Genomic DNA, 26636 nt, shown 5'->3' on the forward strand with positions numbered 1-26636 from the left:
AAAATCGGGTGTGGTTCGGGCGGTGGTCAGGCAGAGTTGACGAAGTGATGTCCGATTTTGTGCCTGGTATCGAGTTGTCTCGCGCCTTCTACCGCGAGGTGGTGGCGCCGCTGGTGCCCGGGGTGGCGCACAGCGCCGCGCTGGTCGGGCCCGGCTCGGAGGTGCTGGCGTTCGACACCGCCCGTTCCGCCGATCACGACTGGGGGCCGCGGGTGCTGGTGTTCGTGCCGGCCGGGGCGGTGGCCGAGGTGCGGGCGAAGGTGGTGGCGGGGCTGCCGGAGCGTTTTCGCGGGTTCCCGACCGTGTTCGGCTATCACGGGCAGGTGGGGCCCGGGGTGACGGTGACGGAGGTGGGGGCGTGGCTGGCCGGGCAGCTCGGGTTCGACCCGCGCGAGGGGGTGTCGCTGCTGGACTGGTTGTCGGCGTCGTGGCAGAGCCTGGCCGAGGTGACGTGCGGGGAGGTGTTCCACGACGGGCTGGATGGGGGCGGGCTGGAGGCGGTCAGACAGGCGTTGCGCTGGTATCCGGAGGATGTGTGGCGGTATGTGCTGGCGTGTCAGTGGCGGCGGATCGCGCAGGAGGAGCCGTTCCCCGGCCGCAGCGGTGAGGTGGGCGACGAGCTGGGGTCGGCCGTGGTGGGGGCGCGGCTGACGCGGGAGGTGATGCGGCTGGCGCTGCTGCTGCGGCGGCGCTACCCGCCGTACGCGAAATGGCTCGGCAGTGCGCTGGTGCGGATGCCGGGCTCGACGGAGCTGGGGGAGTCGCTGGGCGCGGCGCTGGCGGCCCGGTCGTGGCGGGACCGGCAGGAGGGGTTGTCGGCGGCGTACGCGCGGCTGGCGGCGCTGCAGAACCGGGTCGCGCTGGCCGAGCGGCTGGATGAGCGGGTGCGGGGGTTCTACGACCGGCCGTTCCAGGTGATCGGCGGGGACCGGTTCGCCGAGGCGTTGATGTCGTCGGTGTCGGATCCGGTGATCAGGGGGTTGCCGGTGGTGGGGTGTGTGGATCAGCTGTCGGATTCGGTGGATCTGCTGATGGCGCCGGGCCGGGCGCGGGCGGTGACGGCGGCTGTGCTGGGACTCGGCACTTAATGATCTACATTGTAAAGGGCCTGGGTGGATTCACCATCTCCGATTCGCCCGAAACCCCTAGTCGACCAGGGCGAAGCTGAGGGCTTCCACGTGGCTGCGCCAGGCGTCGCGGGCCGCGGCGCCGCCGGTGTGGGTGAGGATGAGGCGGGCGCCTTGGCCGGTGCCTTCGGCCAGTTCCCAGCGGACCGTGCCGCCCGTCGTGTCGTACTCCAGGATCTTGCCGGTCTCGGCGCGGGTGACGGGGCCGGGGTGGACGCCGGTGGTGGTGAAGGGGGCGGGCGGGGTGTCGCCGAGGGTGGCCTGGTCGCCGTGCAGGTGCTGCCATATGGCGTCGGCGGGGCGGGTGAGCTGGCGTTCGATGCGCAGGGTGTCGCCGTCGACGGTGACGGGGTCGAGGCCGAGGATGTGGATGTAGTCCTCGTGCAGGCGGGCCATCGTGGCGGGGTCGTGGTGGAAGGGCCGCTGGTCGAGGTGGGCGAGCATGGCCATGATGCAGGTGTGCCAGCCGCTGGTGAAGCTGGCGGCGCCGTGGCGGTCGTCGAAGGTGTGGGTGAAGGTGAGCAGGCTGTGCCGGCCGTCGGGGCCGTCGGGCTGGAGTTCCCAGCGCAGTTCGTCGGTGCCCCAGGTGTGGGCGAAGACGTTGGGCGGGTCGTTCTGGGTGATGCGGCCGTCGGGGCCGAAGCTGTAGGTGATGCGGTCGCCGTCGAGGGTGACCTCGGCGGGGAACCAGTGGGCGAGGTGTTCGGGCTGGGTGAGGGCGCGCCAGATTTTGGCCGGGGGGTGGGGGAGGCGGCGTTGCATGCGTACGGTGGTGCGGCCGTCGGGGTGGAGGGTGAGGGTTTCGTTCATCGGTCTGGGTCTTCCATGGTGTCGAGGTGGTGTTCGAGGAGGTCGAGGCTGTGGGTCCAGAGTTTGCGGTAGGGGGTGAGCCAGGCGTCGATTTCGGCGAGGGGCTGGGGGCGGAGTTCGTACCAGCGGCGTTGGGCGTCTTTTCGGACGGTGACGAGTCCGGCTTCGCGCAGGGCGCGCAGGTGTTTGGAGGTGCCGGGTTGGGTGAGGCCGAGGTGGTGGGTGAGTTCGCCGACGAGGTGGGGGCGTTGGAGGAGGAGGTCGAGGATGTGGCGTCGTGCGGGTTCTGCTAGCACGTCGAAGCGCATGACGGTGAATATACCCGATCGAGTATATGCTCGCAAGTGCATGTAGATGGGGTGCGGTTCAGGGGGTGGCGCGGCGGGCGTTGGCGTGGATGGCCTGGCGGAGGTAGGCGGCCAGGCCGGGGGCGAGCCGGTCGTAGGTGGCGGTGAAGCGGGGGTCGTCGACGTACAGGTCGGCCAGGCCGCGGTGGATGTCGTACGTGCAGGTGTAGAACCAGCGGGTGATGTGGCCGCGGTGGCGTTCGGCGAGGTCCATGGCGTGCTCGCCGTCGGCGGGCAGGCCGGCCTTGTAGGCGGCGGCGAGGTCGCCGGTGATGGCGGCGGCTTCGGCTTTGAGCCGGAGCCAGTCGGCTTTGGTGTAGGCGGCGACGCGGCGACGGCTCTGGGCGTACTGGCCGGTGTCCCCCCAGCGGCGTTCGACCTCGGCTTCGTGGTCTTCGGGGCGGAAGTCGCCGAACACCTCGAAGCGTTCCTGCGGGGTCAGGGCGATGTCGCTGGTGCGGGCCTGCATGGCGCGTTCGACGGCGGTGATGACCTGGTGGAGGTGTTCGGCCTTGCGGGTGAGCAACTCGTGCTGGCGGCGCAGGTGGGTGAGCTCGTCGGCGTGCGGCTCGTCGAGGATGACGGCGATCTCTTCCAGCGGGAAGCCGAGCTCGCGGTAGAGCAGGATCTGCTGCAGGCGGCCCAGGTCGGCGTCGGTGTAGCGGCGGTAGCCGGCGGTGGTACGTTCGCCGGGGGTGAGCAGGCCGATCTCGTCGTAGTGGTGCAGGGTGCGTACGGTGATGCCGGCGAGCCTGGCGACCTGCCCGACGGAGAAGCTCATGGTCTCTACTGTGCCGGGTGACGTGACGTGAGGGTCAAGCAGTGGACTCTCCCTCGGGGGAGAGCCCATGCTGCGCCGGCCGGGCCGCCCTGGCATGGCCGGCCGCCTGACCGCGGACGCGCCTCCGCGGGGCGCTCGGTCAAGGGTGAGGTGGCGCGATCCCATGGGACGGCCAAGACTTGATGTGGCTTTTGGCTGATCCCTCCCCTGATTGCGGCCCGGGCATAATCTGGGTGGCGACGACGAGGTTCCGGCGCGCGCGGTGACCCGCCGGCTACGTCGCTTTACGTCGTTTGAGGCACCATGACAGCGGTGATCACCAGTACCTCCCGAGGTCGGCAGATGGGCAGGCTCCCAGCGGAGGTGACCAGTTTCGTCGGGCGTCGGCACGAGGTTGCCGAGGTCAAGCAGCTGCTGTCCGCGTCCAGGGCGGTGACGCTGACCGGGGTGGGCGGGGTGGGCAAGACCCGGCTGGCGTTGCGGGTGGGTCATGAGGTGCGGCGGGCCTTCCGCGACGGTGTGTGGCTGGTGGAGCTGGCCGCGTTGCAGTGTCCCGATCTGCTCGCTCAGGTGGTGGCGGAGGCGCTGGAGATTCGCGGCCGTACGGCCGGCGCGCCGATGACGGTGCTCACCGAGCATCTGCGGGACAAGCAGGCGCTGGTGATCCTGGACAACTGCGAGCATCTGGTCGGCGAGTGCGCCGTGCTGGCCGAGACGCTGCTGCGGGCGGCGGGTGAGGTGCGCATCCTGGCGACCAGCCGGCAGGCGATGGGCCTGGTGGGCGAGCAGGTGGTGCCGGTGCCGACGTTGTCGTTGCCGGAGTGCCCGGAATGGGATGTGCCGCGGCCGTGGCTGGGGGCGCCGGTGCGGGGGGATCCGGGGGAGGCGGTGCGGTTGTTCGCCGAGCGGGCCCGGGCGGTGCTGCCGGCGTTCGCCGTGACCGAGGACAACCGGGAGGTCGTGGCCGGTATCGTCCGCCGTCTGGATGGGTTGCCGCTCGGGATCGAGCTGGCGGCCGTCCGGTTGCGGGCGTTGTCGGCTCAGCAGTTGCTCGATCGGCTGGAGAACCGTTTCCGTCTGCTGACCGGTGGGTCGCGGGCGGTGTTGCCGCGGCACCAGACGCTGCGGGCATTGATCGATTGGAGTTACACGCTGTGTTCGGACAAGGAACGGCTGTTGTGGGAGCGCGCGTCGGTGTTCGCCGGGGGACTGGACCTGGAGGCGGCCGAGGCGGTCTGCTCGGGGGCGGGGATCGCCCGAGAGGACGTGGTCGACCTGGTGATCGGCCTGGTGGACAAGTCCGTGCTGCTACGCGAAGACCACCGGGACGGCGTCCGCTACCGGATCCTGGAGACGTTGCGCGAGTACGGCCGCGAGCGGCTCCTCGCCTCCGGTCAGGAGGATCGGCTGCGGCGGCGGCACGCCGGTTATTACCGCGAGCTGGCGGCGCGGGCGCGGGCGGAGCTGTTCGGGCCCGGCCAGGTGGCCTGGTTGACCCGGTTGCAGGTGGAGCACGCCAACCTGCGTACGGCCCTGAACACCTTCTCGGCCGCGCCGAGCGGAGCGGAGACGTGCCTGAGCATGGCCACGGACCTGCTCTATCACTGGATCACCAGTTATTACCTGGGCGAGGGGCGCGGCTGGCTGGAGCGGGGGCTGGCCGCAGGGGAGGCCACAGGGGAGGAGGTACGCGCCCGCGCGCTGTGGGCCGGCGGCTGGCTGGCCATCATCCAGGCCGACATCCCCGCCGCCACCGCGCTGCTGCGGGAGAGCCGCCGCCTGGGGGAGCGGCTGGGGGATGAGTCGGTGCTGGGGTATGTCGCGCTGTTCTCCGGCATGACCGCGATGTGGGACGGACGCGCGGGGGAGGCGATCGAGCGGTACGAGGAGGCGCTGCCCCGGCACCGCGGCACCGGGGATCCGATCGGGTTGTCGCTGGCGCTGGTGCGGTTGTCGCTGGCGCATTCGTTCCTGGGCGAGTCGTCGGCGGCCGTGGCCGCGGGGGAGGAGTCCCTGGCGATCTCGGACGCCTACGGGGAGGGCTGGCATCGGGCGTACACGATGATGGCCTTGGGGGTGGAGGTGTGGCGGCAGGGGGATCTGGCGCGGGCGGCGGAGCTGGAGAGCCAGAGCCTGGCCTTCAACCGGTCGATGGGCGACTGGCAGGGGGTCGGGATCACCGTCGAGGTGCTGGCCTGGATCGCCGCGAGCGGCCGGCAGTGCCAGCGGGCGGCCCGGCTGCTGGGGATCGCGCAGAACGTGTGGAGTTCGCTGGGCGCTGCGATGTCCGGGTTCGGGCATCTGACGCGGTATCACGATGAGTGCGCGGCGCTCTGCCGGGAGACGCTGGGGGAGGCGGGGTTCGCGGCGGCTGTCCGGCGTGGCGGCCGGCTGCCCTGCGATGAGGCGCTCGCGTACGCGCTGCAGGAGGACATTCCCGGCCGGGACGGGAACGGCCAGGGGGAGGCGGCGCCGCTGACCCGCCGGGAGAGGGAGATCGCCGCGCTGGTGGCCCGGGGAATGACGAACAGGGAGATCGCGGCGTCCCTGGTGATCGCGCAGCGGACCGCGGAGTGCCACATCGAGCACATCTTGACCAAGCTCGGGTTCAGCTCGCGCGCCCAGATCGCCGTGTGGGTCGGCGAGCGCGCCAGACAGGCGGAGTCCGGCGGCGAAGAGCCCGGCGGCGAGCGGCGGGACAGCCGGAACCGGCTTGGAGGGTGAGCGCCGGTTCCGGCTGCCCGGGGGAAGAGGGGGACGGCGTGCTGGCGTGGTCAGTGTTCCGGGATGCTGAGTTCGAACCAGGCGACGTTGCCGGCGACACCTGAGCAGCAGGCCAGCCGGCCCGGCAGCGGGTTGGGCCGGGCGGCGACGGGCTCGGGGCCGGTGTCCTCGACCTCGCACCGCAGCAGCCCGTCCTCCAGGTGGAGAGTGAGCCTGATGGAGTCGGTGGCGTGGCGCAGGGTGTCGGCGACCAGCTCACCGGCGAGCAGCGCGGCGGTGCAGGCCTGCTCGTGCAGGTTCCACGCGGCCAGCCGGACCGCGGTCAGGCGGCGTGCGCTGGGCACCGCCGAGGGGCGTGGCGACAGCAGCCAGGAGACGGTGCGGTCCTGCCCTGTCCAGCCGGCGCGGACGGCCAGGGTGTCCCCGAGGGCCAGGAGCGTGTTCCACGCCGGCATCCGCAGACCGGGCTGTCTGTGCATGTCTTCCTGCTGACACATCGTTTCCACGTCGATCCTCTCCCTCCGTTGCCTGTCCACCTGTCAGCCTGCGCGGCGCTCGCCCGGCAGCGAGACGGGATTTCTCCCCACGTAGGTACCTATTTTCCGCGCGGGGCGATCGCTGGCCGGCGATCCGGGTGCGCGGCCGGTGCTGCGGGAGATCTCGCGGCTCAACAACGCCATCGACAAGGTCGTCGTGTCCGACAGCCTGACCGCCGAGCGGACGGCGCCGTGGCACGACACCCGCATCGTCGGGCGCGCCGACGCGCACAAGGTGGCCGGCGAGCTGAGGCGGGAGATCCTGGCCCGGTACGCCGCCGCGGTGTGAGGCCGCTTGCCGGGAGATCGGATCTGCGTTCAGGACGGGCTCGTGTCCGGAGGCGCGCAGCGGGGGATGCGCATGACGAGGCGGGCGCCGGGGGCGTTGTCCTCGATGGTGAGCGTGCCGTGGTGGGCGTGCACGATCTCCCGGGCGATGGGCAGGCCCAGGCCGGTGCCGGTGGGATCGCGGGTGCGGGCCGCGTGCAGGCGGGTGAAGCGTTCGAAGACCTTGTCGCGATGTTCGGGCGGGATGCCTTCGCCGTCGTCGGCGACCTCCAGCACCGCGGCGCGTCCTTGGGCGCGGACGGTGACGGTGACGGCGGTGGTGGCGTGACGCTGGGCGTTGTCGAGCAGGTTGGCCAGCACCCGGGCCACCAGCAGCCGGTCGCAGTCGACGATCACCCCGTCCCGCAGGTGCTGGGCGGTGGGGACCCGGTCGCCGGTGCGCTGTCGAAGTTCGGTGCCGATCAGCTGGGCCAGGTCGGTGGGGACGCGGTGGAAGGGGCCGCCGGTGTCCAGGCGGGCCAGGTCCAGCATGTCGGTGATGATCGCCTGCTGGCGTTCCACTCCGGCCAGCACCTGCCTGGCCACCTCCGGCCAGTCGGCGTGCTCGGGGTCCATCAGCGCCTCTTCCAGGCGGGTGCGGATGCCGGCGAGCGGGCTGCGCAGGTCGTGCGAGGCCTCGGAGGCGAAACGCCGCAAGTGGTCAACGGCGCTCTGCAGGCGGCTCAAGGTGGTGTTCATCGTCTGGGCCATCAGCCTGAGCTCCTGATGGTGGGGCACCGGGATCCGCGCGCTCAGGTCGGTGGCGGTGATGTCGGCGAGCTCCGCCCGGATGTCCTCGACCGGCGCCAGCGCCCTGACCGTCGCCTGGTAGGCGCCCCACCCCGCCAGCCCTGTCACCACCGCCGCGGCACCGGCCGCCGTCACCGCCAGGCCCCGCGATCCGTACCAGGGGACGCGCGGGGCCGCGGCGTAGATGATCGCCGGGCCGTGCACCCCCTGGCGGCGGCACAACTCGGGAACGATGAGCACCGACCGGACGGTCATGCGCCCGTCCAGCACCCGCTCGCCATGGACGTGTCCGCGGGGCGGGGCGAAGCCGGCCATGGGCGGCCGGCCCCGCAACGATCGGGTGGCCGAGATCACCCGCCTGCGCGCGTCCACCACCTGGATCGCGTGCCCGTACCTGTTCGGCAGCACCGCGGGCAGGTAGCCCTTACGCAGCAGGAAGAACACCCGGTCGACCGCCAGATGGAACCGATCGCGGGAGATGGCGGCCCGCTGCCTGTGCATCAGGCGAAGGAACAGCACGCTCACGCCGGCCGACTCCAGCGCCGTGACAGCGGCGCTGGTCAGCGCCGCGCTGACCCGAAGCGGCACGTGCTTCCACTCCATAGGGCTGCCCTGCCCCTTGACCACGACCGGACGCTTGGCCGTCATCAAAAGTTGCGTAACAGGCAGCTCGTCCCGCCGAACACCGGCCGCCCCCCGGCCGACGACGAGAGGGCGATAACTATACCGGTGTGCCGGGTATAGAGTGGAGCCATGGTACGACCTCCGCTGACTCCCGAGGAGCGGCTCCGCGGCGAGCAGCTCGGCTCGGTGCTGCGGCGCGCCCGCGGCGAGCGCAGCATCGTCGAGGTCGCCGCCGCCGCCGGCATCTCCGCCGAAACCCTCCGCAAGATCGAGACGGGGCGGATCGCCACGCCCGCGTTCTTCACGATCGCGGCGCTGGCCGACGTGCTGGGCATCTCCCTCGACCACCTCGCCGTCCGATCCACCCCCGCCGCCACCTGAGCCCGGGCATCCGTACGGCCACAGCTCGAGCCCGTCGTCTTGGTGTGCGGTCGATCGCCGGTGCATCACCTCGGGCCGGGTGACCCCCGGCATCGACGTTCAGCGAGCGAGCAGGTCCCGAAGAGCCTTGGCGACGCCGGCCGGAGCCTGTTCGGCCATGAAGTGGCCGTACGCGACCGTGTCATGCCGCAGGTCGCACGCCCACGCCCGCCACAGCGCCACCGCGTCGTAGCCGAGGGCGGCGCCCCAGTCCTGCTGCAGCACGGTGACCGGCATCCGCAGCCGGCGGCCCGCGTCCCGGTCGGCCTGGTCGTGTTCCACGTCGATGCCCGCCGAGGCGCGGTAGTCGGCCACGATCGAAGGCACCGCGTCCCGGCAGGCGTCCAGGTAGGCCCTGCGGACCTGCGCGGGGATCGCCGGCCCGGCGCCGGCCCACACGTCGAGGAAATGGCCGAAGAACACCTCCGCGCCGGCCGCGATCAGCTGCTCGGGCAGGCCCGGCGGCTGCGCCATCAGGTACAGGTGGAAGCCGACGGCCGCCCCGGTGCCGCGCAACGCCGCCCACATGTCCAGCGTCGGCAGCACGTCGAGACAGGCCAGGTGCGTGACCGTGTCCGGGTGGTCGAGCGCGGCGCGGAAGGCGACCAGGGCGCCCCGGTCGTGCCCGGCCAGCGCGAAACGCTCATGCCCCAGCGCCCCGGCCAGCGCCACCACGTCGGCGGCCATGGTGCGCTTGGCATAGGTGGCCCGGCCGGTCTCGGCGGGCTTGTCGCTGGCGCCGTACCCGCGCAGGTCGGGACAGATCACGCGGTGATCGGCCGCCAGGTCGGCGGCCACGTGCCGCCACATCAGGTGCGTCTGCGGAAAGCCGTGCAGCAACACGATCGGCGTGCCCGAGCCGCCGACGGCCACGTTCAGCGACACGCCGTCGGCGACGGGAACCCGCCGGTAGTCGAAGCCGGCGATGACAGGCGTCATGGATCGCCCCTCTTTTCTCGTGGGTGAGTGGATGCCTGCCAGCCTGCCGGGCGCCAATGAGCATCCGATGAGCGGCTATATCGTGGGCCCAGGGGGTGGTCGAAGGGTGCGGTTCGGGGTGCTGGGGCCGGTGACGGCCTGGGACGAGCACGACAACACGATCGGGCTGAAGGGGCCGCGGCACCGCGCCGTCCTGGCCCGGCTCATCGTCGCCCGCCGCCGCGTCGTCCCCGTCACCCACCTGGCCGACGACCTGTGGCAGGACCCGCCCACCGACGCGGTGGGCGCCGTACGCACCTTCGTGGCCGCGCTGCGCCGCGCACTCGAACCCCACCGCCCGCCCCGCGCCCCCGCCCGGCTGCTCGTCACCGAAGGCCCCGGGTACGCCCTGCGCGCCGCCCCCGGCACAGTCGACGCCTGGCGCTTCGAACAAGCGGTCACAACCACCGCCACCCTGCCGCCCCAGGACGCGCTCGCCCGCCTGGAAGAGGCGCTGACCTGGTGGCGCGGACCCGCCTACGCCGACCACGCCGGCGAACCCTGGGCCCGCGCCGAACGCTCCCGCCTGACCGAACTCCGCCTGCACGCCGTGGAACGCCACGCCGAAACCCGCCTGACCCTGGGCCTGGCCGCCGAGGCCGTACCGGACCTGGACGCCCACGTGGCCGAACACCCCTGGCGCGAGAACGCCTGGCACCTGCTGGCCCTCGCGCTCTACCGCACCGGCCGCCAGGCAGACGCGCTCGCGGTGCTGCGCCGGGCACGAACGCTGCTGGCCGAGCACCTCGGAGTCGACCCCGGCCCGGCACTGCGCCGCCTGCAGACCGACATCCTGCGCCACGCCCCCCACCTCGACCCCGCCGAGGCCGGAGATAGAGCGCGGGCCGTCGCCCTGCATCAACCGGGGACACAGACGACCACCACTGCGGCCCCCCGCACGGGGACACAGCCGACCCCCGACGACGATCGGGCGCAGGCCGGCCCGGCCGACCGGGTGTGGGCGCAAACGGCCGCCGCCTACGACCGCACCGCGGGCTCCGGCGCCCGCGCCCGGCTCGAGTCGACCGTCGGCCTGCTGCGTAACCTCGCGGTCACCGGAGGCGGCGGCCTCGAAACGGCCCGCCGGCACCGCATGGCCGCCATCGCCGCGGCCGAAGAACTCGGCGACGCGGAACTGACCGCCCGCGTCATCGGCGCCTACGACGTACCGGCGATCTGGACCCGCTCCGACGACCCGCGGCAGGCCGCGCAGATCGCCGCAGCCGCCGAACGCACCCTCACCGCCCTGCCATCCGGTACGCACCAGGCCGCCCGGGCCCGGCTGCTGGCCACCATCGCCCTCGAATCACGCGGCACCCGCGCGCCACGCGCACCCCAGGCCGCCCGGCAAGCCGAACAGATCGCCCGCCGGCTCGACGATCCGCCCCTGCTGGCATTCGCGCTCAACGGCCTGTTCATGCAGACCTTCCACCAGACAGGGCTAGCGCCGCGCCGCGACGAGATCGGCGCGGAACTGCTCGCCCTGGCCACCCGGCACGGCCTGGCCACCGTCGAGGTGCTCGGACACCTCATCCGCCTCCAAGCCCGCAGCGCCCTGGCCGACTTCCCGGCGGCCGACCAGCACGCCGCCGCCGCGGACCGCCTCGCCGAGCGCCACGAACTGCCGCTGGCGGGGATGTTCGCCCCGTGGTACCGGGCCATGCGGCTCGCCGCCACCGCGCAAGCACCCCTCGCCCAGGCCGAGACGGCCTACCGAGACGCCGCCGCGCGGCTGGACGACTCCGGCATGCCCGGACTACGGCACGGCCTCCTCCCGCTCGCGCTCCTGTGCCTGCGACTCCAACGCGGGCACCCCGCCCCGACCGGCGAGCACACCGACTGGGGACCGTACGAGCCCTGGGCCCGCCCCCTGGTGCTGCTCGCCCAAGACCGGCCCGGCCCCGCCGCCGCGGCGCTGCGCCGGCTCCCGGACCCACCCCCTGACCTGCTGCTGGAAGCCCTGTGGTGCCTGGCCGGGCGGGCCGCCATCGCCGTCGGCGACCGGCAGACGATGCGACGCGCCCACACCGCACTCCTGCCCGCGGCGGGGGAGCTGGCCGGGGCGGGCAGCGGCCTGCTCACCCTCGGCCCCGTCTCCCGGCACCTCGACGACCTCGCCACCGCGCTGCGCCACCCCCGGTGAATCCAGCACCGTGCCGCGCCACCTGGGGCTCTCGCAGCGTGGACAGCCGGCTCGCCACACCCAGCCACCAGCGACAGTCCCCATCACGCGGCCAACACGGGCCCCGCCGTCGCACACAGCCGCAGAACGCGACCGCCGTGCGCGGGAGCGCGGTCACCAGGCCCAACGGTCAGCGGGACGGTTTGCCGCGCAGCAGCGGATGCGCCCGCATCGCCACCTCCAACTCGCCCGGCAACTCATCGCGATAGCGCCCCAGCGTCGACAGGTCGCCGTGCCCCAGCACCCGCCGCACCGCGTCCATGTCCACCGCGTCCGCCAGCAGATGCGTCGCCGTCGTATGCCGCAACCCGTGCGGCGTCACCGAGCGCCGCTGATCCGGATCCACCCGGCGCTGCACCCGGTCGATCACCGCCTGCACATCGCCACGCGCCAGCCTGCGCCCCCGCCACGACAGCAGCAACGCCTTGTCCTGCACCGCCGGCCGCCCCTGCGCCAGATAGGCCTGCAACACCCTCGCCACGTCATCGGGCAACGGCACGTCACGCGTGCGCCCGCCCTTGCCGAAGATCCGCCAGTAACGCACACCGTCGTTGGTGAAGAAGTCCTCCACGTTCGCGCGCACGAGCTCCGACACCCGCGGCCCCACCGTGGACAGCAGCAGCACGATCACCGCGTCCCGCAGCTCCGTGCGCTGGTCACGCCGCTTGCCCGGCGACGGCGGCGCGTCCTGCAGCGTGCGGGCCGCCCCGATCAGGCCCTGCGCCTGCTCCCGCGTCAGCGCCCGCCGCTGCGGGCGCAACCCGCCACGCTCCTTCGCCGTCACCGTCGACAGCGTCATCGGGTTGATCTGCACCCACCCGGCCAGCGCCGCATGCTTGAACAGCGCCGAGATCGAACGGCGAAACCGCGCCTGCGACGACGCCGACTGCCCGGCGCCGCCACCATCGCCAGCGCGCACGTCCCCGGCGCGCCCACCCCCCAAGCGGCCGCCGGCGGTACGGCCGTCGGGTTTGCGGGCGAACGCCAGCAAGATCGCGTCCACATCCTCACCCGTCAGATCGTCCAGCACCACCCGCTCACCCGCCAGCGCCACCAGCGTCGCCACATCCCGCGCGTACACCTCCGCCGTCGACGTCGACAACGCCCCCGTCAACGTCTTGGCCCGCACCAGCTCCACATAGCGGTCAGCCGCCTCCGCCACCGTCAACCGGACCAGCTCCGCAGGCCGCACCGACCCCACCCCCTAGAAAGATCCCAGGCACGACGGTAGCGGCCCCCACCGACAGAAACTCAGATGTCGCGGAACGTCTCGATGCGCGCCCCCAGCGCGTTCAGCCGCTCGGCCAGATCCTCATAACCCCGGTTGATCACGTACACGTTGCGCAGCACCGACGTGCCCTCACCGGCCATCATCGCCAGCAGCACCACCACCGCCGGCCGCAACGCCGGCGGGCACATCATCTCCGCGCTGCGCCACCGCGTCGGCCCCTCCACCAGCACCCGGTGCGGATCCAGCAGCTTCACCGACGCCCCCAGCCGCGTCAGCTCCGTCAGGTAGATCGCCCGGTTGTCGTACACCCAGTCGTGGATCAGCGTCGAACCCTGCGCCGAGGCGGCGATGGCGGCGAAGAACGGCACGTTGTCGATGTTCAGGCCGGGAAACGGCATCGGATGGATCTTGTCGATGGGGGAGATGAGCTTCGACGGCCGCACCGTCAGGTCCACCAACCTGGTACGGCCGTTCGCCGCCGCGTACTCCCGCCCCCGATCATGATCGAGGCCCATCTCCTCCAGCACCGCCAGCTCGATCTCCAGGAACTCCACCGGCACCCGGCAGATCGTCAGCTCCGACGACGTCACCACCGCCGCCGCCAGCAGGCTCATCGCCTCCACCGGATCCTCAGAGGGGGAGTAGTCGACGTCCCGCTCGATGAACGGCACCCCGTGCACCGTCAGCGTCGTCGACCCGATGCCCTCCACCCGCACCCCGAGCTGCTCCAGGAAAAAACACAGATCCTGCACCATGTAGTTGGACGAGGCGTTGCGGATCACCGTCACCCCGTCGTGCCGCGCCGCGGCCAGCAACGCGTTCTCCGTCACCGTGTCACCCCGCTCGGTCAACACGATCGGCCGCGACGGCGAAGCCCCCCGATCCACCCGCGCGTGATAGAACCCGCCCGTCGCCGTGATGTCCAGCCCGAAATGCCGCAGCGCCGACATGTGCGGCTGCACCGTGCGGGTGCCCAGATCGCAGCCGCCCGCGTACGGGATCTGGAACTGCTCGGTCCGGTGCATCAACGGCCCCAGGAACATGATCACACTCCTGGTACGGCGAGCCGCCTCGGTATCCATCGCCTCCAGCTCCAGCCGCGCCGGAGGCACGATCTCCAGATCGCTGCCCTCGTTGATCCACCGCGCCCGCACCCCGACCGACGCGAGCACCTCCAGAATCCGGTACACCTCCTCGATCCGCGCCACCTTACGCAAGATCGTGCGGCCGGAGTTCAGCAGCGCCGCGCACAGCAACGCCACACACGCGTTCTTCGACGTCTTGACATCGATGCTGCCCGACAACCGGCGCCCGCCCACCACCCGCAGATGCATCGGCCCCGCATAGCCGAGCGAGACGATCTCACTATCGAGCGCCTCACCGATCCGGGCGATCATCTCAAGGCTGATGTTCTGGTTGCCACGCTCGATCCGGTTGACCGCACTCTGACTCGTCGCCAGAGCATCCGCCAGCTGCAGCTGCGTCCAACCACGATGCTGGCGCGCGTCCCGGATCAGCCGGCCGATCCGCACAAGGTAATCGTCTGCCACAACACGAGACCATATCTCACATATGAGATGCTCCCGCGCCTGCGGGGGCCGACGCGCCGGACAACTCCCGATGACGCGCCAGATGCTCCGGTGTCGCCTGCGCCCTGGCCTTGTGCACGAACGCCCGCCGCGCCGCCCGGAAGCCGTTGCGGTCGTCGAACATGTCGCGGCTCATCTCCGCCAGCTCCTCAGCCCGGTAGGCGTCCAGCGGCTTACGCCGCTCATCCACCTCCCGCACCTGCCGCCGGCCCGACAGCAGCCGATCATAGCCCGCGTCCGCCGCCAGCCGCTCGGCGTACTCCAGCACCCTGCGCTCGAACTCCAGCCGCGCCCCGCCCACCATCTTGTCGGCCAGCCCCAGCTCCACCGCCTCGGCCGCGCCGATCGGCAACGCCTCCTGCGTCAGCCGCCGCGCCGTCTCCGCACCCACCCGGCGCGGCAGCACGTACGTCCAGTACTCACTGCCGAACAACCCCATCGTCCGATAGTGCGGATTCAGCACCACCGACTCGCGCACGATCACCCGGTCCGCGCCCAAACCCATCATCACCCCGCCCGCGCCCGCATTGCCCCCCAGCGAGGTCACCACCAGCTGCGAGGTGCACCCGATCACCTCCCGGCACACCGCGTTGATCGCGTTGATGTTCATCCACGCCTCCAGCTCCGGATGGCGCGCCGCCTCGATCATGTTCAGGTGGACGCCGTTGGAGAACACCTCCCCGCCCCGCACCACCAGCACCCGCGTGTCCTGCGCCACCGCATACCGCAGCGCCGAAGCCAGCCGCCGGCACTGCTCGGTCGACATCGCCCCGTTGTAGAAGTCGAAACTCACCACCCCCACGCCGTCGCTGCGGTCATAGGTGATCTCGCTGTAGCCGCTGCGCTCCGGCGCGCCCGCCACCAGATCGCCCAGCGCCAGCGCCGCCGGCAACTTGACCGCGCCCTCCTGCTCCAGCCGCACATGCCCCACCCACACCGTGCCGTCCCCGGTGTGCACCAGCACCGCGCCCTCACGCCGCGCCGCCACCTGCCCCGGCGCCCCCTGCAGATCCGGCCCCCGGTACACGTCGAACACCCGCACCGGCACCTCGCACAACCGCGCCCGCCCGCCCGGCGACCCGTCGGCCGCCCGCACCCGCCGCAGAATGTCCTCCGTCGGCTCCGCCCACGACAACTCCCGGTCGGCGTGCCGCATCGCCCGCCGCAACCGCCCCCGCACCTCAGACGAGCGGTAATCCAGCGGCGCCGGCACGAACGCCGCGTCGCCCGCCTTGACCGCCACCTCCGCCACCAGCTCCACCGCCGCATCGGCCACCGGCCCGTTGTACAGCGCCGACTTGCGCGGCGCCTCCGCCGGCATCGCGAACGTCCGATACCCCCAGATCGGGCCCGCGTCCATCTCCTCCACCGCCTGCAGCGCCGTCACCCCCCACTCAGGCTCGCCATCGGCGATCGCCCAGTCCAGCGACGACGGCCCCCGGTCCCCGGGCGGCCCCGGATGGATGATCACCGTACGGTGGGCGCGCCACAACGCCGACGGCACCCGCTCCTTCAGGAACGGGCAGATCACCAGATCCGGCTTGGCCAGCTCGGCCGCCTCCACCATCGCCTGCTCCGAGACGGCCAGCTCGACGCTCACGTCATGACCGGCCCGGCGCAACTCCAGCCAGGCACGCTGGGTCAGGCCGTTGAACGAGGAGCACAGCAGCAAGATACGCACGCGGGACTTCTTTCCGAACAGGGAACGGGCGGGCCCCGGGGACTCTGGTCAGCCGGAGGGGCGGTCCCACCGCTCACCGGCATTAAAGACAGTCCCATATGACCCATACATGCCATTGATGCTGACATGAATCTTCCACCACTGCTGACAGTTCCCCGCAAAAACCCGCCCTGACCAGCCCCAATTGACCCGCTTTGCCCGAAACATCCTGCTCGGCCCCGGCCTGCCCACCACCCACACTCCAGCCGAATAGACAGGGGAGAAGCGACGGCACACGTACCGCCGCGCACCGGCACCCTTAAAGCCGGATTTATACGGTTATGTGCCATACCGAACAGAAGCCGAATTCTGTTTGGTTTGATATTGAATGTCGCTTTTGGTGGGGAGTGGGTGGCTCACAGGCGGTTGACGAAGCGGGCGGCGGCGCGCTGGCTCATGCCGGTCTCGCCACGCACGAGGAAGACGGCTTCCCGGATCTGGCCGAGGGCTTTGAGTTCGCGGGCCTGGTCGACGAGATCGATGCTGGGGTTGGGCCGGTTGCGCGGGCGCTGGGTGAGCCTGGCGGCCAGGATGATCAGCCAGATGGCGGCGGCGGTGATGACGGCCGTGAGCGCCATGAGGCTCGGGGTCGTGATCTCCAGGGAGGGCATGTGAGGGCGTCTGCCCGGCTGCGGGCGGTTCATGCGGGCCCTGTCTGATTGCTTGATAATGGATATTATGTCAAGTAATCGGCTTCGGGAGGGGTGGGCCGATCCCCTGTGCGGGTGTGATTTCTGGGTTTGGTGGGAAGATTTTTTACGGCGCCGCGGCGCGTTCCGGGACGGCCGGATGGCTCGACCGGCGCTGGTTTTGGGGTGCTGAGCGGGGGTTTCGTCGCGGAGGGTGACGGTGTGGCGGGTCCCCCGGGGTTTTGACGAGCCTTTTGACGCTCTGTTGATTCGCTGTCTTTGGTGGGATGTGTGGTTTTAGGGTGGAACTCCTGCTATTCGCGCCGCGAGAGGAGCAGCACGTGGGGAGCCAGTCAGTGTTATGCCCGGTGTGTCAGGGGGTTGTGCCCGCTTCCGGTAGAGATGCGTACACGCCGTTGCGGGGGCGGTTGATCGTGACGAACGGTTACTGCGGGGGTGGGTGCGCGGAGCGGCGTGCTGAGGCGGTGGATCAGGCCCAGCAGCAGCAGGCCCACCATCATGCTCAGCAGCAGACGCAGCAGATGGCGCGTCCGCAGCCGAAGCCGGTGCCGCCGGCGGTGGCCGCGGGGCCTGGTGCGGCGCCGTTGCGGGTGGTGCGCTGATCTTTTCCGCCGGGGTTCGGCGGTGTCGGCTTGGGGTTTGCCGGGCGTGCGGGCCCGTGAGCGGGGTTTATTGGTGGCCGTCGGCGGTGTGCCAGTAGTCGCGGGTTTGCACGGCGAGGCCGTCGGGGTCGAATCGGGCGAAGACGCAGCCTGCGAGGGTGACGGGGCGGCCGTTGTCGTGGGCGTGGACCCGGAATTCGATGGCGGCCTGGTCGCCGTCGACGACGGGTGTGGCGAAGGTGACGTGGGGTTGGGTTTCGCCGGTGAACGACCACCGGATGTAGTCGGTGATGGCTTGTTTGCCGTGGTGCGGGGGGCGGAACGGCATGCTGGTGTGGACGGCGTCGTCGCGGTAGAGGGCGGCGATGGCGGCGGTGTCGTGGTGGGTCCAGCCGTGTTGCCAGGTGTCGGCGAAGCGTTGGGCGGCCGTTCGGGTGTCCATGGTGACCATTGTGCGGGTGGCCGGGGCGCGCGGGTGGCCGGTGTGCGCTATAGGTGACCCCAGGTCAGGTGCGCGTGGCATCGTGTTGGGTTGAGGGCCGGATGCGGTGGTTGAGCCGGTGGTCCAGGTCTTCTCCCCCGGCTCCCCCGCTGGGTGCGTGACATCGGGTTCGCGGTGCGGCGGGTCTGGCGCGTGTGTGCGGCCCTCTCCGCCGGGTGGTCAGGCGGTGTAGGGGTGTACGGCGGTGACGGCGGTCGTGGGCAGGGGGCCGTACAGGTGGGGGAAGCCGTTGTCGAGGCGGATGTCGAGGCCGGTGGGGTCGATGTCGAGGATGAGCAGGGGCTCGGTGACGTGGCGGTAGAAGGCGGTGTGGACGCCGCGTAGCTGGGTGAGGTCGCGGCTGCAGTGGATGAAGCCTTCGTCGTCGAGGGTGCGGCCGAGGGTGGAGATGCGGTACTCCCCTGTTTTCTGGGCGGCTTCCCAGTCGGTTCGCAGGGCGAGGTGGTGGACGGTCATGGCGTCCATTCGGTGTCGAGGATGGCGTAGATGGCTTCGCTGGCCCATTCGCCTTTGACGTGTTCGTTGTCGATGAGGGTGGCTTCGTGGCGCATGCCGAGTTTTTCCAGGACGCGGGCGGAGGCGGTGTTGCGGGCGTCGAGGCGGCCGGTGATGCGGTGCAGGCCGAGGTCGGCGAAGCCGAGGCGGAGCATGGCGCGGGCGGCTTCGGGGGCGTAGCCGTGGCCGTGGTGGTCGGGGTGCAGGACGTAGCCGATTTCGCCTTGGCGGTGGTGGTTGCTGGTCCAGATGAGCAGGCAGTTGCCGATCAGATCGCCGGTGTCGCGCAGGGTGATGGCCAGGTCGATGGCGTCGCCTTCGTCGAGGAGGGCGACGCGGGTGATTTTTTTGTCGAGGAAGGTGCGGCTGGTGTCGCGGTCGCGGGCGTCCCAGTAGAGGTAGCGGGTGACGTCGGGGCGGGATTCGTAGGCGTTGACGGCGTCGAGGTCGCCGGGGGTGAAGGGGCGCAGGAGGAGGCGCTGGGTGGTGATCGGGTAGTGGGGTTTGAGCACGGGGGCAGTGTAGGGGGCGGTCATGGGGGCTTCAACGCGTTTTCGACGGCGATGGTGAGCAGGGCTCGGGTGTCGTCGAGGGGGCGTTGTTCGACGACGTGTTCGAGCCAGAGGGTTGAGATGGTGGTGTAGAGGAGGCGGGCGCGGGTGTCGGTTTCGGGCAGGTGGAGGGTGTCGGCGATGATGCGGGCGCAGCCGTCGGTCCAGCGGCGGGCGATTTGCTGGAGTACGGGGTCGCGGCCGGCGTGGACGTACAGCTCCCAGAGGCCGAGTTGGCGGGTGCGGTCGGCGGCGGCGACCTGGTCGGCGAGGGCGGTCAGGCCGTGGTGGGTGATCCAGGCGCGGGTGGTGGCGAGTTCGGATTCGACGAGCTGGGCGAAGGCTTCGGCGAGGAGTTGGTCGCGTGAGGCGAAGTAGTAGGTGGTGGCGGCCAGGGGCAGGTTGGCGTGCTGGGCGACGCCGCGGTGGGTGACGGCGGCGAATCCGCCGTCGGTGAGCAGGTCGACGGCGGCGGCCAGGAGGGTGGCGCGGCGGCGGCGGCCGCGGGCTTGGGCGGGTGGTGGGGCGAGGGCGGGGTGCTGCTCCCCCGGTGTGCGGGGTGCGGGGTGGTCCTGGTGCGGGTTCAATGGCCACCTGCGAGGTTGAGGACTACGACGCCGCCGATGATGAGCAGGATACCGCCGATCTTGAGTGGGGTGATGGTCTCGCCCATGAACAGGGCGCCGATGATGGCGATGGCGGCGGTGCCGGCGCCTGACCAGACGGCGTAGGCGGTGCCCATTTCGAGTTGGAGTTTGAGTGCTTGGGAGAGCAGGACGAAGCTGGTGATGTAGCCGGCGGCGACGACGATGGTCCAGCCGTGGTGGGTGAAGCCGCTGCTGAGTTTGAGCGCGGAGGTGGCCAGGACCTCCGTGGCGATGGCGAGGGCGAGTAGGAGCCAGGCCATGAGTCCCCCAGAGACAAAAGTGGTACGGGTGTGCCATTTTATCGCGGAGGGCTTGGCCTGTCGTTACGGTCGTCAGGCCCGCGCCGCCGAGGATCGCCGCCACGATCGTGAACGCCAGCAGCAACGCGGCCGGGACGATGAACCTCGCCGGCCCGCCGTCACGGCCTGGACCAGCAGCGCGACGACGTGCAGGATCACCACGGCCCGGAGCGGGGGCGGTAGAGGGGGTGGCGGTCTGGTGTACGGAACCGATCGTCGCGCCGTCGAGGCGGGCGCGGCCTCCGGCAGCGGATGGCAGCGTCTACGCAGTTCTGCTTAGGCACCCCGGACCCTCGTACGCCCGTCGTCGTAGGCGGTCGCGCGTCTGGGCGGAGTGTTCTCGCGCGCGGGAACCGTAGGATCGCGGCATGGAACACCGCGTGGTGTCGTTGCGCCTGCCGGTGCTGACGCAGGACGTGTTACTCGCGCTCTTCATCACCGTGATGCAGGTTCAGGGCACGATAGTCCGCAATGTCGGCGAGGTGGTACAGCGTCCCCTTACCGACCTCGGATACCTGGGATATGTCCTGCTGGTCGTGAGTGGTGTGGTCGTGGTCGTCCGCCGCCGGTGGCCGGTGCCGGTGTTCGTCACCGCCGCGCTCGCCAGCTTGGTGTACTACACCCTTGACTTCCCGGACGGGCCCGGCTGGCTCGGGCTCTTCGTCGCCCTGTACACCGTCGCCGCCTACGGTGACGGGCGCCGGTCGCTGGTGATCGCCGGCGTGGGCACCTCGGTGCTCACGGTCGGCTGGCTGGTCGCCGCGGCCGACATCGAGCCACGCGCCGCCATCGGCTGGGTGTTCTTCCGGATCGGTGCGTCGGTCATGAGCGCGGCCCTCGGCGAGTCCGTCCGGTCCCGGCGGGTCATCGCGGCCGAAGCTCTGGAGCGTGCGGAGTTGGCCGAGCGGACTCGCGAGGAGGAAGCGCGGGCGCGGGTGGACGCCGAACGCCTGCGGATCGCGCGCGAGGTTCACGACACCGTCGCGCACGCCATAGTGATCATCAACGTCCAGTCCGGGGTCACCGCGCACGTACTCGACAAGCGGCCGGAAGTGGCCCGCGAGGCGCTGCGGGCCATCGAGCAGACCAGTTCCCGGGCGTTGCGAGAGATGCGGGCCATCCTCGGGGTGCTCCGTGACGACGACGGTGACGACGACGGGCGGGTGCCGTACCCCGGGCTGGGGCAGATCGACGAACTGGCCGCCAAGGCACGCGAGGCCGGACTCGACATCAAGCTCGAGGAGACCTCGCCCGCGGCGCCGCTGCCGAGCGCGGTGGGGAGTGCTGTCTACCGAATCGTTCAGGAATCGATCACGAACGTGATCCGCCACGTCGGCCCGACTCGGGTGACGGTAGCGCTGAACCCCGGGATCGAGGTCTTGGAGATCCGCGTGACCGATGAGGGCCGTCGTGCCGCCCCAGGTGATGAGCTCGCGGATCCGCGCCTACCGGCCCGGCATCCGACCAGCATCGGCGGCTCGGCCAAGCCCGGTCGTGGGATCGTCGGCATGCGCGAGCGCTGTCAACTGCTGGGCGGTGAACTCGACGCCAGGCCGCTTCCGGGCGGCGGGTTCGAAGTCAGGGCACGACTGCCCCTCGCGCCGACCGGGTCGCGCCTATGAACGCAGCGGCCGCGTCACCGTTGACCAACGCTCCGATCAAGGTGCTGGTCGCCGATGACGAGCGTCTCGTGCGTTCCGGGTTCAAGGTCCTGCTCGACGTCGAGGACGACATCACGGTGGTGGCAGAAGCCACCAACGGCGCCGAAGCCGTCGAACGGGCCCGCGCCACCCGCCCCGACGTCGTCCTCATGGACATCCGCATGCCCAAGCTGGACGGCATTCAAGCCACCGCCCAGATCGCCGAGACACGCGGGTTGGAGCAGGTCCGCGTCCTCATCCTCACCACCTACGACACCGACGAGTACGTCTTCGACGCACTACGGGCCGGCGCCAGCGGCTTCCTGCTCAAAGACGCCGGCCCGGCCGAGCTCCTGCAGGCCATCCGGGTGATCGCCGCCGGAGACGCGCTGCTCGCGCCGCGCATCACCCGGCGCCTCATCGGCCAGTTCACCGCGCGACGAGCAACTGCCCGGACCGCCGAGGACCGGCTCGCGGTGCTGACCCAGCGCGAGCGCGAAGTGCTGGCCCTGGTGGGACAGGGCCTGAGCAACCACGAGATCGGTACCGAGTTGTTCCTCAGCCCGGCCACCGCGCGCACCCATGTCAGCCGCGCGATGACGAAACTGGGTGCGCGCGACCGTGCGCAACTGGTCGTCATCGCTTACCAAACAGGACTGGTCAGCCCTTACCCATGAACGCGTAGCGCGCTACGACGCAGCGCGTATCGATCAGCAGGCCGTGATCAGCGCCGAACATGGTCGATCACCACGTCGGGGATCTCCTCCGGGGACGGGAAACGCGCCATCTTCTGAGAACATTTCAACGCCGGCACCGGCGCGAAGCACGACTCCGGGCTGCCGGTACGCGCTTCGGTCCAGGCCATTCGCCGCGATCCGGGCCGGGGCGCATCGCGGCGATTCTGATCTTGAGCGAGAAGACCGTGCCCGCGAGGCCGGCGGGGGTAGAACGGCTTTGTGGTCAGGGGGCCACTCCCCCGGGCTGCCAGCGGTCCCAGTGGAGGACTTGGTCGCGGGGTACGCGGCGGGCGGGTTTGAAGTCGGTGCCGATGGTGTGGGCCAGGGGGATGAACGCGGCGAGCATGACCTCGTCGTACGGCACGCCGAGCACCTGGGCCAGTTCGCCTTCGAGTGGGCCTTGCGCGGTGGTCCAGCAGGTGCCGAGGCCGCGGGCGCGGGCGGCGAGCATGAAGCTCCACACGGCGGGCAGGATCGATCCCCAGGTGCCGGCCTGGACGGCGGCGGAGGCGTGGTCGGTGCGGCCTTCGACGGCGGGGATGACGAAGGCGGGCACGCGGTGGATGTTGGCGGCCAGGTGGCGCAGGCCGTCGAAGACGCGGTCCATGGTGCCGGGGTGGTGGTGCATGCGGCGCAGGTCGTCGCCGGTGAGCGGTTGTCCTTCGGCCAGGGGCAGGGCGCGCAGGAAGAGGTCGGCGACGGCGCGGCGCTGGGCGGGGTCGGTGACGACGAGGAAGTGCCAGCGTTGCCGGTTGCGTGCGGTGGGGGCTTGGACGGCGGCGTCGACGCATTGTTCGATGAGGTGGCGTTCGACGGGGCGGGTGAGGTCGAGGCGTTTGCGTACGGCGCGGGTGGTGGTGAGGAGTTCGTCGGGGGTCAGGTCGAGGATCATCGCGGTCTCCTTGAGGCGGTCGCCCATTCCGTCTGTGCACAAACAATCTGTTGGCAGATGGGGTTGACCGTAGGGCCGCAAATAATCTGTTGTCAAACCATTGGCGTGGAGATTGTTAGTGTAGGGTGACCGCATACGGAAGAGGAGATCGATGCCGACGAAGACAGCCTCGCGCGTGCGGCCGACGTACTTCCCGCAGCTGGCGGCCGAGCGGCTGGACATCGCGCTGTGCCGGGCCTCGGCCGCCGTGGCGCGCGCCGGCGACGCGCACGCCGCCGAGGAGGGCCTGGGGGTGGGGCAGCACCTGGTGCTGCAGATGCTGCAGGCCGTCGGGCCGTGCTCGCAGCAGACGCTCAGCGAGGAGCTGCGCATCGACCGCAGCGTCATGGTCAGCGTGTGCGACGATCTGGAACGGGCCGGGCACGTGCGCAGGGAACGCAATCCCCACGACCGCCGCTCCTACGCCGTCACCCTCACCGACTCGGGCCGCCGCCGCCTCGCCGAGGCCCAGGCCTCGATCCCGGCCTTCCTCGACGACACGTTCCAATCCCTGACCGCCGGCGAACGCGCCCAGCTCACCACCCTCCTCGGCAAGCTGCTGCACGTCGGCGACTGACGGCCTGCATCGAGGGGCCGGGCTGGAGAGCGCACCCGGTCTCGCGCCGCCGCCTCGAGTGCCGGACTTCCTCATCGGCTCACCGGCGCGTTCTCCTGCGTCGACCGCGCCTCCCCCAGCGCTGTCGAGCGTCTGACTGCGCAGTCCCCCAGCGCCGGCTCCTGCGAGGAGAACACCCGGGCCGTGCCGTTGCTTGCGTCCGTCTCGGCGACGCGATAGACGGCGGTGTGCCGGCATGACCGGTCCGCGTGCGCGCGGGGCGCTCTCGGTGCCCCTCCTCTTACCAGGGAAGGGGGCCTTCGGCGTCGAAGTAGCCTCCGGTCGGGCCGTCGGGGCCCACCTGCGCCATGCGGACGATGATCTCGGCGCCCTCCTCGACGGTCTGCGTGCCTGTGTGCCCGTTCAGGTCCGTCGCGGTGTAGCCGGGCTCCACCGCGTTGATCCGCATGCCCGGAAACGCCTTCGCGTACTGCACGGTGATCACGTTGACCGCGGTCTTCGACGCCGGATAGGCGACCCCCGGGTAGGCGTACGCCGGTGTGCCCGGGGCGGTGATCCGGGCCATCGAGCCCAGGGCGCTGCTGACGTTGACCACGACCGGGGCGGTGGAGCGCCGCAGCAGCGGCAGGAAGGCGTGGGTGACGCGGACCACGCCGAAGACGTTCGTCTCGAACAGCGTCCGCATCATGTCGGCGGTCACCTCCGCGGCGCCGGCCACGCCTCCGTCCGGCGTCCGCCCTTCGATGCCGGCGTTGTTGACCAGCACGTCCAGTCCGCCGCCGGCCTCGATGGTCTTGGCCGCGGCCGCGACGGACGCCTCGTCGGTGACGTCGATGAGGACCATCCGCGCGCCCAGCCGCTCGGCGGCGCGGCGGCCGCGTTCGGCGTCGCGGCTGCCGGCGTAGACGGTGTGACCCGCTGCGATGAGCCGGCGGGCGCTCTCGTAGCCGAGTCCCTTGTTCGCTCCGGTGATCAGTGTTGTCGTCATGCCTCCAGGTTCCGGCCGGGCGGCGTGGTCAGCCAGTCGTCCCGTCTTCCTGGGACTGCCCGTACCAGGCAAGTAGGCCTGGGCCTCCTTTGGCTAGGGCGGGGGCCGTTCCGTCACCGTTAATCGACGTGTTCGTGCTCGGCGGCCGCGGCGTAGGCGGCGTCGAGGCGCTCGAACGGGCCTGGACCGTCGTGCGGCTTCGGCGGGGCGCCGAGGTGGCGGACGCGAAGCTCGTCCATGAGCTCCTCGATGAACGCCGGACCCTCATCGCGCATGAGCTGCTGTCGGCTCCGGAGCTCGTCGCTGCCCGGGCGCCAGTCGAGGCCCCAGTTGCCGAGGGCGTAGATGATCGGAAGAGTCTGGATGCCGGCTTCAGTGAGGCTGTAGCGAGCGCGCTGCCCCCGCGCGGCGGTGCCGCGGGTGAGGATCCCTGCGTCGACGAGCCGCACGAGGCGGTCGGCGAGGATATTCGAGGCGATGCCCTCGATCGACCCGGTGAGCAGCGCCCGAAAGTAGCGGCGGTCGCCGAAGATGACGTCGCGAAGCACGAGCAACGACCAGCGATCTCCGAGCACCTCGACGGCGGCGTTGATCGGACACCCGGACCGTGGTTCCACGATTCCTCCTTGACAGGTATTTCGTCCTACATATAGTAGTTGCAGAATACAATCACTTTTGGGAAGAGGAGCTGATGGGCCGCTTCGTTTACTCGATGCAGGTGTCCCTCGACCTGCGGATCGAGCAAGTTCCTGGGGACAACGGTGCTGGCGAGTGGCTGCGCATCGACGAGGAACTGCACCGCGAGTGCAACGCGCAGACGCAGGCGCTCGCGCTCATGGTTCAGGGCCGGGTCTACTACGAGGTCATGGAGGAGTACTGGCCACGGGCGCGCGAGGACGCGTCGCTGCCGGACGTCATGCGTGAATACGGCGAGATCTGGACCGCCAAGCCCAAGGTGCTCGTCTCCCGCACCCGCCGCAGCGCCGATCACAACACCCGGATCATCGGCGGAGACGACGCGATCGAGCAACTCGCCGCCCTGCGGACCAGCACCGACGGCAGCATCAGTGTGGGCGGCGCGGCGCTCGCCACCCAGCTGCTCCGGGCGGGGCTGCTCGACGAGCTGCTGCTCTTCACCCATCCCGCGATCCTCGGCTTCGGCAGGCCGCTGTTCGACGACTACGACGTGCCGATCGAGCTCGACCTGCTCGAGCAGCGATCGTTCGAGCAGGGCGTCACGATGCATCGCTACGCCATCCGGGATGCAAAGGAGGCGAGCTCGTGCTGAGGCAGGTCGCGGAGGGTGTGCTGGTCCACGAGAGCGAGTTCTGCCAGAGCAACGCCGTTGTCGTGCACGGCCGGGCTGGCGTGTTGCTCATCGACCCCGGGGTGCAGGGCGACGAACTGGCCTGCCTCGCGAATGACCTGTCCGATTCGGGCCAGACCGTGGTGGCAGGCTTCTCGACGCATCCTCATTGGGATCACCTGCTCTGGCATCCCGGGCTCGGCGCGGCGCCCCGTTACGGCACCGCGCGTTGCGCGGCTACTGCCCGGGATCGCCTGTCGGGTGGGGTGGATGCGGTCGCAAAGGCCGCCGGCATCCCCGAGGAGGTACCGCTGGACCTGCTCGGCCTCATTACCGGCCTGCCTGCCGAGACGACGCAGATCCCTTGGGATGGCCCCGGGGTCCGGATCATCGAGCATCAAGCGCATGCTCCGGGCCATGCGGCGCTGTTGATTGAGAAACGCGGGGTTCTCGTCGCCGGCGACATGCTCTCTGATGTCTTGATTCCGATGCTCGACTTGAACGGCACCGTTGACCCGATCGAGGACTACCTCGCCGCGCTGCGGCTGCTGGAGGGCGTGGCGGG

29 protein-coding genes are annotated in these 26636 nt (G+C 70.8%); 11 read left to right on the forward strand and 18 right to left on the reverse strand.

The window, feature by feature from the left end; genetic code table 11:
* Positions 1-47: 47 nt before the first annotated feature.
* Positions 48-1088: a DUF4037 domain-containing protein gene (locus ACFLIM_RS29770; protein WP_393171045.1), complete on the forward strand. Its 1041-nt coding sequence runs from the start codon at positions 48-50 to the stop codon at positions 1086-1088.
* A gap of 57 nt (positions 1089-1145) precedes the next feature.
* Here ACFLIM_RS29770 and ACFLIM_RS29775 read toward each other — a convergent pair whose 3' ends face one another.
* The 3 genes from ACFLIM_RS29775 to ACFLIM_RS29785 are packed head-to-tail and all read right to left on the reverse strand — an operon-like array spanning position 1146 to position 3065.
* Positions 1146-1937: an SRPBCC domain-containing protein gene (locus tag ACFLIM_RS29775; RefSeq protein WP_393171047.1), complete on the reverse strand. Its 792-nt coding sequence runs from the start codon at positions 1935-1937 to the stop codon at positions 1146-1148.
* A complete protein-coding gene (locus ACFLIM_RS29780; protein WP_393171049.1) occupies positions 1934-2245 on the reverse strand; it encodes an ArsR/SmtB family transcription factor in 312 nt (103 codons plus the stop codon). Before ACFLIM_RS29780 ends, ACFLIM_RS29775 begins: the two co-directional genes overlap by 4 nt.
* 58 nt (positions 2246-2303) lie before the next feature.
* Positions 2304-3065, reverse strand: a complete 762-nt coding sequence (locus ACFLIM_RS29785; RefSeq protein WP_393171051.1) for a MerR family transcriptional regulator — start codon at positions 3063-3065, stop codon at positions 2304-2306.
* 303 nt (positions 3066-3368) lie between these two features.
* On the opposite strand from ACFLIM_RS29785, the gene ACFLIM_RS29790 reads away from it, so the two are divergent.
* The gene (locus ACFLIM_RS29790; protein WP_393171053.1) at positions 3369-5789 is read left to right on the forward strand and encodes an ATP-binding protein; all 2421 of its coding nucleotides are present in this window, start codon (positions 3369-3371) and stop codon (positions 5787-5789) included.
* 50 nt (positions 5790-5839) lie between these two features.
* Here ACFLIM_RS29790 and ACFLIM_RS29795 read toward each other — a convergent pair whose 3' ends face one another.
* A complete protein-coding gene (locus ACFLIM_RS29795) occupies positions 5840-6268 on the reverse strand; it encodes an ATP-binding protein (RefSeq protein WP_393171055.1) in 429 nt (142 codons plus the stop codon).
* A gap of 166 nt (positions 6269-6434) precedes the next feature.
* Between ACFLIM_RS29795 and ACFLIM_RS29800 the strand changes: the two genes are divergently transcribed.
* Positions 6435-6614, forward strand: coding sequence for a hypothetical protein (locus ACFLIM_RS29800; RefSeq protein ID WP_393171057.1), 180 nt, complete (start codon positions 6435-6437; stop codon positions 6612-6614).
* Between the two features lie 29 nt (positions 6615-6643).
* Here ACFLIM_RS29800 and ACFLIM_RS29805 read toward each other — a convergent pair whose 3' ends face one another.
* Entirely contained in the window at positions 6644-8050 is a 1407-nt protein-coding gene (locus tag ACFLIM_RS29805) for a HAMP domain-containing sensor histidine kinase (RefSeq protein WP_393171059.1), read from the reverse strand.
* A gap of 105 nt (positions 8051-8155) precedes the next feature.
* On the opposite strand from ACFLIM_RS29805, the gene ACFLIM_RS29810 reads away from it, so the two are divergent.
* Positions 8156-8407 (forward strand): helix-turn-helix domain-containing protein, encoded by a 252-nt coding sequence (locus ACFLIM_RS29810; protein WP_393171061.1) that lies wholly within the window; start codon positions 8156-8158, stop codon positions 8405-8407.
* Positions 8408-8506: 99 nt separating this feature from the next.
* On the opposite strand, the gene ACFLIM_RS29815 is transcribed toward ACFLIM_RS29810, so the two are convergent.
* Positions 8507-9385: an alpha/beta fold hydrolase gene (locus ACFLIM_RS29815; protein ID WP_393171063.1), complete on the reverse strand. Its 879-nt coding sequence runs from the start codon at positions 9383-9385 to the stop codon at positions 8507-8509.
* A 67-nt stretch (positions 9386-9452) separates the two neighbouring features.
* Between ACFLIM_RS29815 and ACFLIM_RS29820 the strand changes: the two genes are divergently transcribed.
* Positions 9453-11567: a BTAD domain-containing putative transcriptional regulator gene (locus tag ACFLIM_RS29820; RefSeq protein ID WP_393171065.1), complete on the forward strand. Its 2115-nt coding sequence runs from the start codon at positions 9453-9455 to the stop codon at positions 11565-11567.
* 169 nt (positions 11568-11736) lie between these two features.
* Here the strand turns inward: ACFLIM_RS29820 and ACFLIM_RS29825 are convergent, their stop codons facing one another.
* The 4 genes from ACFLIM_RS29825 to ACFLIM_RS29840 all read right to left on the reverse strand — a co-directional run bounded on the left by ACFLIM_RS29825 (position 11737) and on the right by ACFLIM_RS29840 (position 16757).
* A complete protein-coding gene (locus tag ACFLIM_RS29825) occupies positions 11737-12798 on the reverse strand; it encodes a tyrosine-type recombinase/integrase (protein ID WP_393171066.1) in 1062 nt (353 codons plus the stop codon).
* 59 nt (positions 12799-12857) lie between these two features.
* Positions 12858-14387 carry a helix-turn-helix domain-containing protein gene (locus tag ACFLIM_RS29830; protein ID WP_393171068.1) on the reverse strand — a complete coding sequence of 510 codons (1530 nt, stop codon included), beginning with the start codon at positions 14385-14387 and terminating at the stop codon, positions 12858-12860.
* Between the two features lie 16 nt (positions 14388-14403).
* Complete coding sequence (locus tag ACFLIM_RS29835; RefSeq protein WP_393171070.1) at positions 14404-16107, reverse strand: enoyl-CoA hydratase-related protein; 1704 nt, start codon at positions 16105-16107, stop codon at positions 14404-14406.
* A 395-nt stretch (positions 16108-16502) separates the two neighbouring features.
* A complete protein-coding gene (locus tag ACFLIM_RS29840; protein ID WP_393171072.1) occupies positions 16503-16757 on the reverse strand; it encodes a hypothetical protein in 255 nt (84 codons plus the stop codon).
* 452 nt (positions 16758-17209) lie between these two features.
* Here ACFLIM_RS29840 and ACFLIM_RS29845 point away from each other — a divergent pair, with 452 nt between their 5' ends.
* Positions 17210-17398 carry a hypothetical protein gene (locus tag ACFLIM_RS29845; protein WP_393171074.1) on the forward strand — a complete coding sequence of 63 codons (189 nt, stop codon included), beginning with the start codon at positions 17210-17212 and terminating at the stop codon, positions 17396-17398.
* A 67-nt stretch (positions 17399-17465) separates the two neighbouring features.
* On the opposite strand, the gene ACFLIM_RS29850 is transcribed toward ACFLIM_RS29845, so the two are convergent.
* From ACFLIM_RS29850 to ACFLIM_RS29870, 5 genes are all read right to left on the reverse strand, one after another.
* Positions 17466-17840 carry a nuclear transport factor 2 family protein gene (locus ACFLIM_RS29850; protein ID WP_393171076.1) on the reverse strand — a complete coding sequence of 125 codons (375 nt, stop codon included), beginning with the start codon at positions 17838-17840 and terminating at the stop codon, positions 17466-17468.
* Between the two features lie 219 nt (positions 17841-18059).
* A complete protein-coding gene (locus ACFLIM_RS29855; protein WP_393171078.1) occupies positions 18060-18356 on the reverse strand; it encodes a DUF952 domain-containing protein in 297 nt (98 codons plus the stop codon).
* The gene (locus tag ACFLIM_RS29860; protein ID WP_393171080.1) at positions 18353-18931 is read right to left on the reverse strand and encodes a GNAT family N-acetyltransferase; all 579 of its coding nucleotides are present in this window, start codon (positions 18929-18931) and stop codon (positions 18353-18355) included. Before ACFLIM_RS29860 ends, ACFLIM_RS29855 begins: the two co-directional genes overlap by 4 nt.
* Positions 18928-19533, reverse strand: a complete 606-nt coding sequence (locus tag ACFLIM_RS29865) for a TetR/AcrR family transcriptional regulator (RefSeq protein ID WP_393171081.1) — start codon at positions 19531-19533, stop codon at positions 18928-18930. Before ACFLIM_RS29865 ends, ACFLIM_RS29860 begins: the two co-directional genes overlap by 4 nt.
* Positions 19530-19853: a DMT family transporter gene (locus tag ACFLIM_RS29870; RefSeq protein ID WP_393171083.1), complete on the reverse strand. Its 324-nt coding sequence runs from the start codon at positions 19851-19853 to the stop codon at positions 19530-19532. The genes ACFLIM_RS29865 and ACFLIM_RS29870 overlap by 4 nt, the downstream gene beginning before the upstream one ends.
* Before the next feature lie 407 nt (positions 19854-20260).
* On the opposite strand from ACFLIM_RS29870, the gene ACFLIM_RS29875 reads away from it, so the two are divergent.
* Both ACFLIM_RS29875 and ACFLIM_RS29880 read left to right on the forward strand, forming a co-directional pair.
* Positions 20261-21514 carry a sensor histidine kinase gene (locus ACFLIM_RS29875; RefSeq protein ID WP_393171085.1) on the forward strand — a complete coding sequence of 418 codons (1254 nt, stop codon included), beginning with the start codon at positions 20261-20263 and terminating at the stop codon, positions 21512-21514.
* Entirely contained in the window at positions 21511-22209 is a 699-nt protein-coding gene (locus ACFLIM_RS29880; RefSeq protein WP_393171087.1) for a response regulator, read from the forward strand. The genes ACFLIM_RS29875 and ACFLIM_RS29880 overlap by 4 nt, the downstream gene beginning before the upstream one ends.
* 283 nt (positions 22210-22492) lie before the next feature.
* On the opposite strand, the gene ACFLIM_RS29885 is transcribed toward ACFLIM_RS29880, so the two are convergent.
* Entirely contained in the window at positions 22493-23161 is a 669-nt protein-coding gene (locus ACFLIM_RS29885; RefSeq protein WP_393171089.1) for a nitroreductase family protein, read from the reverse strand.
* Between the two features lie 151 nt (positions 23162-23312).
* On the opposite strand from ACFLIM_RS29885, the gene ACFLIM_RS29890 reads away from it, so the two are divergent.
* Complete coding sequence (locus ACFLIM_RS29890) at positions 23313-23777, forward strand: MarR family winged helix-turn-helix transcriptional regulator (RefSeq protein ID WP_393171091.1); 465 nt, start codon at positions 23313-23315, stop codon at positions 23775-23777.
* A 280-nt stretch (positions 23778-24057) separates the two neighbouring features.
* Here ACFLIM_RS29890 and ACFLIM_RS29895 read toward each other — a convergent pair whose 3' ends face one another.
* A complete protein-coding gene (locus ACFLIM_RS29895) occupies positions 24058-24765 on the reverse strand; it encodes an SDR family NAD(P)-dependent oxidoreductase (RefSeq protein WP_393171093.1) in 708 nt (235 codons plus the stop codon).
* Between the two features lie 119 nt (positions 24766-24884).
* Complete coding sequence (locus tag ACFLIM_RS29900; protein ID WP_393171094.1) at positions 24885-25382, reverse strand: winged helix-turn-helix transcriptional regulator; 498 nt, start codon at positions 25380-25382, stop codon at positions 24885-24887.
* A 74-nt stretch (positions 25383-25456) separates the two neighbouring features.
* Here ACFLIM_RS29900 and ACFLIM_RS29905 point away from each other — a divergent pair, with 74 nt between their 5' ends.
* Positions 25457-26053 carry a dihydrofolate reductase family protein gene (locus ACFLIM_RS29905; RefSeq protein ID WP_393171096.1) on the forward strand — a complete coding sequence of 199 codons (597 nt, stop codon included), beginning with the start codon at positions 25457-25459 and terminating at the stop codon, positions 26051-26053.
* The coding region (locus ACFLIM_RS29910) for an MBL fold metallo-hydrolase (protein ID WP_393171097.1) at positions 26047-26636 on the forward strand (590 nt) is incomplete at its 3' end. The genes ACFLIM_RS29905 and ACFLIM_RS29910, both read left to right, overlap by 7 nt.

Origin of the sequence: Nonomuraea marmarensis (genome assembly GCF_043197025.1) — a bacterium.
Lineage (GTDB): Bacteria > Actinomycetota > Actinomycetes > Streptosporangiales > Streptosporangiaceae > Nonomuraea > Nonomuraea marmarensis.

Coding starts and splice junctions, on each gene's coding strand:
- ACFLIM_RS29770 (WP_393171045.1), top strand. CDS start 48: ATGTCCGATTTTGTGCCTGGTATCGAGTTGTCTCGCGCCTTCTACCGC.
- ACFLIM_RS29775 (WP_393171047.1), bottom strand. CDS start 1,937: ATGAACGAAACCCTCACCCTCCACCCCGACGGCCGCACCACCGTACGC.
- ACFLIM_RS29780 (WP_393171049.1), bottom strand. CDS start 2,245: ATGCGCTTCGACGTGCTAGCAGAACCCGCACGACGCCACATCCTCGAC.
- ACFLIM_RS29785 (WP_393171051.1), bottom strand. CDS start 3,065: ATGAGCTTCTCCGTCGGGCAGGTCGCCAGGCTCGCCGGCATCACCGTA.
- ACFLIM_RS29790 (WP_393171053.1), top strand. CDS start 3,369: ATGACAGCGGTGATCACCAGTACCTCCCGAGGTCGGCAGATGGGCAGG.
- ACFLIM_RS29795 (WP_393171055.1), bottom strand. CDS start 6,268: ATGCACAGACAGCCCGGTCTGCGGATGCCGGCGTGGAACACGCTCCTG.
- ACFLIM_RS29805 (WP_393171059.1), bottom strand. CDS start 8,050: ATGACGGCCAAGCGTCCGGTCGTGGTCAAGGGGCAGGGCAGCCCTATG.
- ACFLIM_RS29810 (WP_393171061.1), top strand. CDS start 8,156: ATGGTACGACCTCCGCTGACTCCCGAGGAGCGGCTCCGCGGCGAGCAG.
- ACFLIM_RS29815 (WP_393171063.1), bottom strand. CDS start 9,385: ATGACGCCTGTCATCGCCGGCTTCGACTACCGGCGGGTTCCCGTCGCC.
- ACFLIM_RS29820 (WP_393171065.1), top strand. CDS start 9,453: ATGAGCGGCTATATCGTGGGCCCAGGGGGTGGTCGAAGGGTGCGGTTC.
- ACFLIM_RS29840 (WP_393171072.1), bottom strand. CDS start 16,757: ATGCCCTCCCTGGAGATCACGACCCCGAGCCTCATGGCGCTCACGGCC.
- ACFLIM_RS29850 (WP_393171076.1), bottom strand. CDS start 17,840: ATGGACACCCGAACGGCCGCCCAACGCTTCGCCGACACCTGGCAACAC.
- ACFLIM_RS29855 (WP_393171078.1), bottom strand. CDS start 18,356: ATGACCGTCCACCACCTCGCCCTGCGAACCGACTGGGAAGCCGCCCAG.
- ACFLIM_RS29860 (WP_393171080.1), bottom strand. CDS start 18,931: ATGACCGCCCCCTACACTGCCCCCGTGCTCAAACCCCACTACCCGATC.
- ACFLIM_RS29870 (WP_393171083.1), bottom strand. CDS start 19,853: ATGGCCTGGCTCCTACTCGCCCTCGCCATCGCCACGGAGGTCCTGGCC.
- ACFLIM_RS29875 (WP_393171085.1), top strand. CDS start 20,261: ATGGAACACCGCGTGGTGTCGTTGCGCCTGCCGGTGCTGACGCAGGAC.
- ACFLIM_RS29880 (WP_393171087.1), top strand. CDS start 21,511: ATGAACGCAGCGGCCGCGTCACCGTTGACCAACGCTCCGATCAAGGTG.
- ACFLIM_RS29885 (WP_393171089.1), bottom strand. CDS start 23,161: ATGATCCTCGACCTGACCCCCGACGAACTCCTCACCACCACCCGCGCC.
- ACFLIM_RS29890 (WP_393171091.1), top strand. CDS start 23,313: ATGCCGACGAAGACAGCCTCGCGCGTGCGGCCGACGTACTTCCCGCAG.
- ACFLIM_RS29895 (WP_393171093.1), bottom strand. CDS start 24,765: ATGACGACAACACTGATCACCGGAGCGAACAAGGGACTCGGCTACGAG.
- ACFLIM_RS29905 (WP_393171096.1), top strand. CDS start 25,457: ATGGGCCGCTTCGTTTACTCGATGCAGGTGTCCCTCGACCTGCGGATC.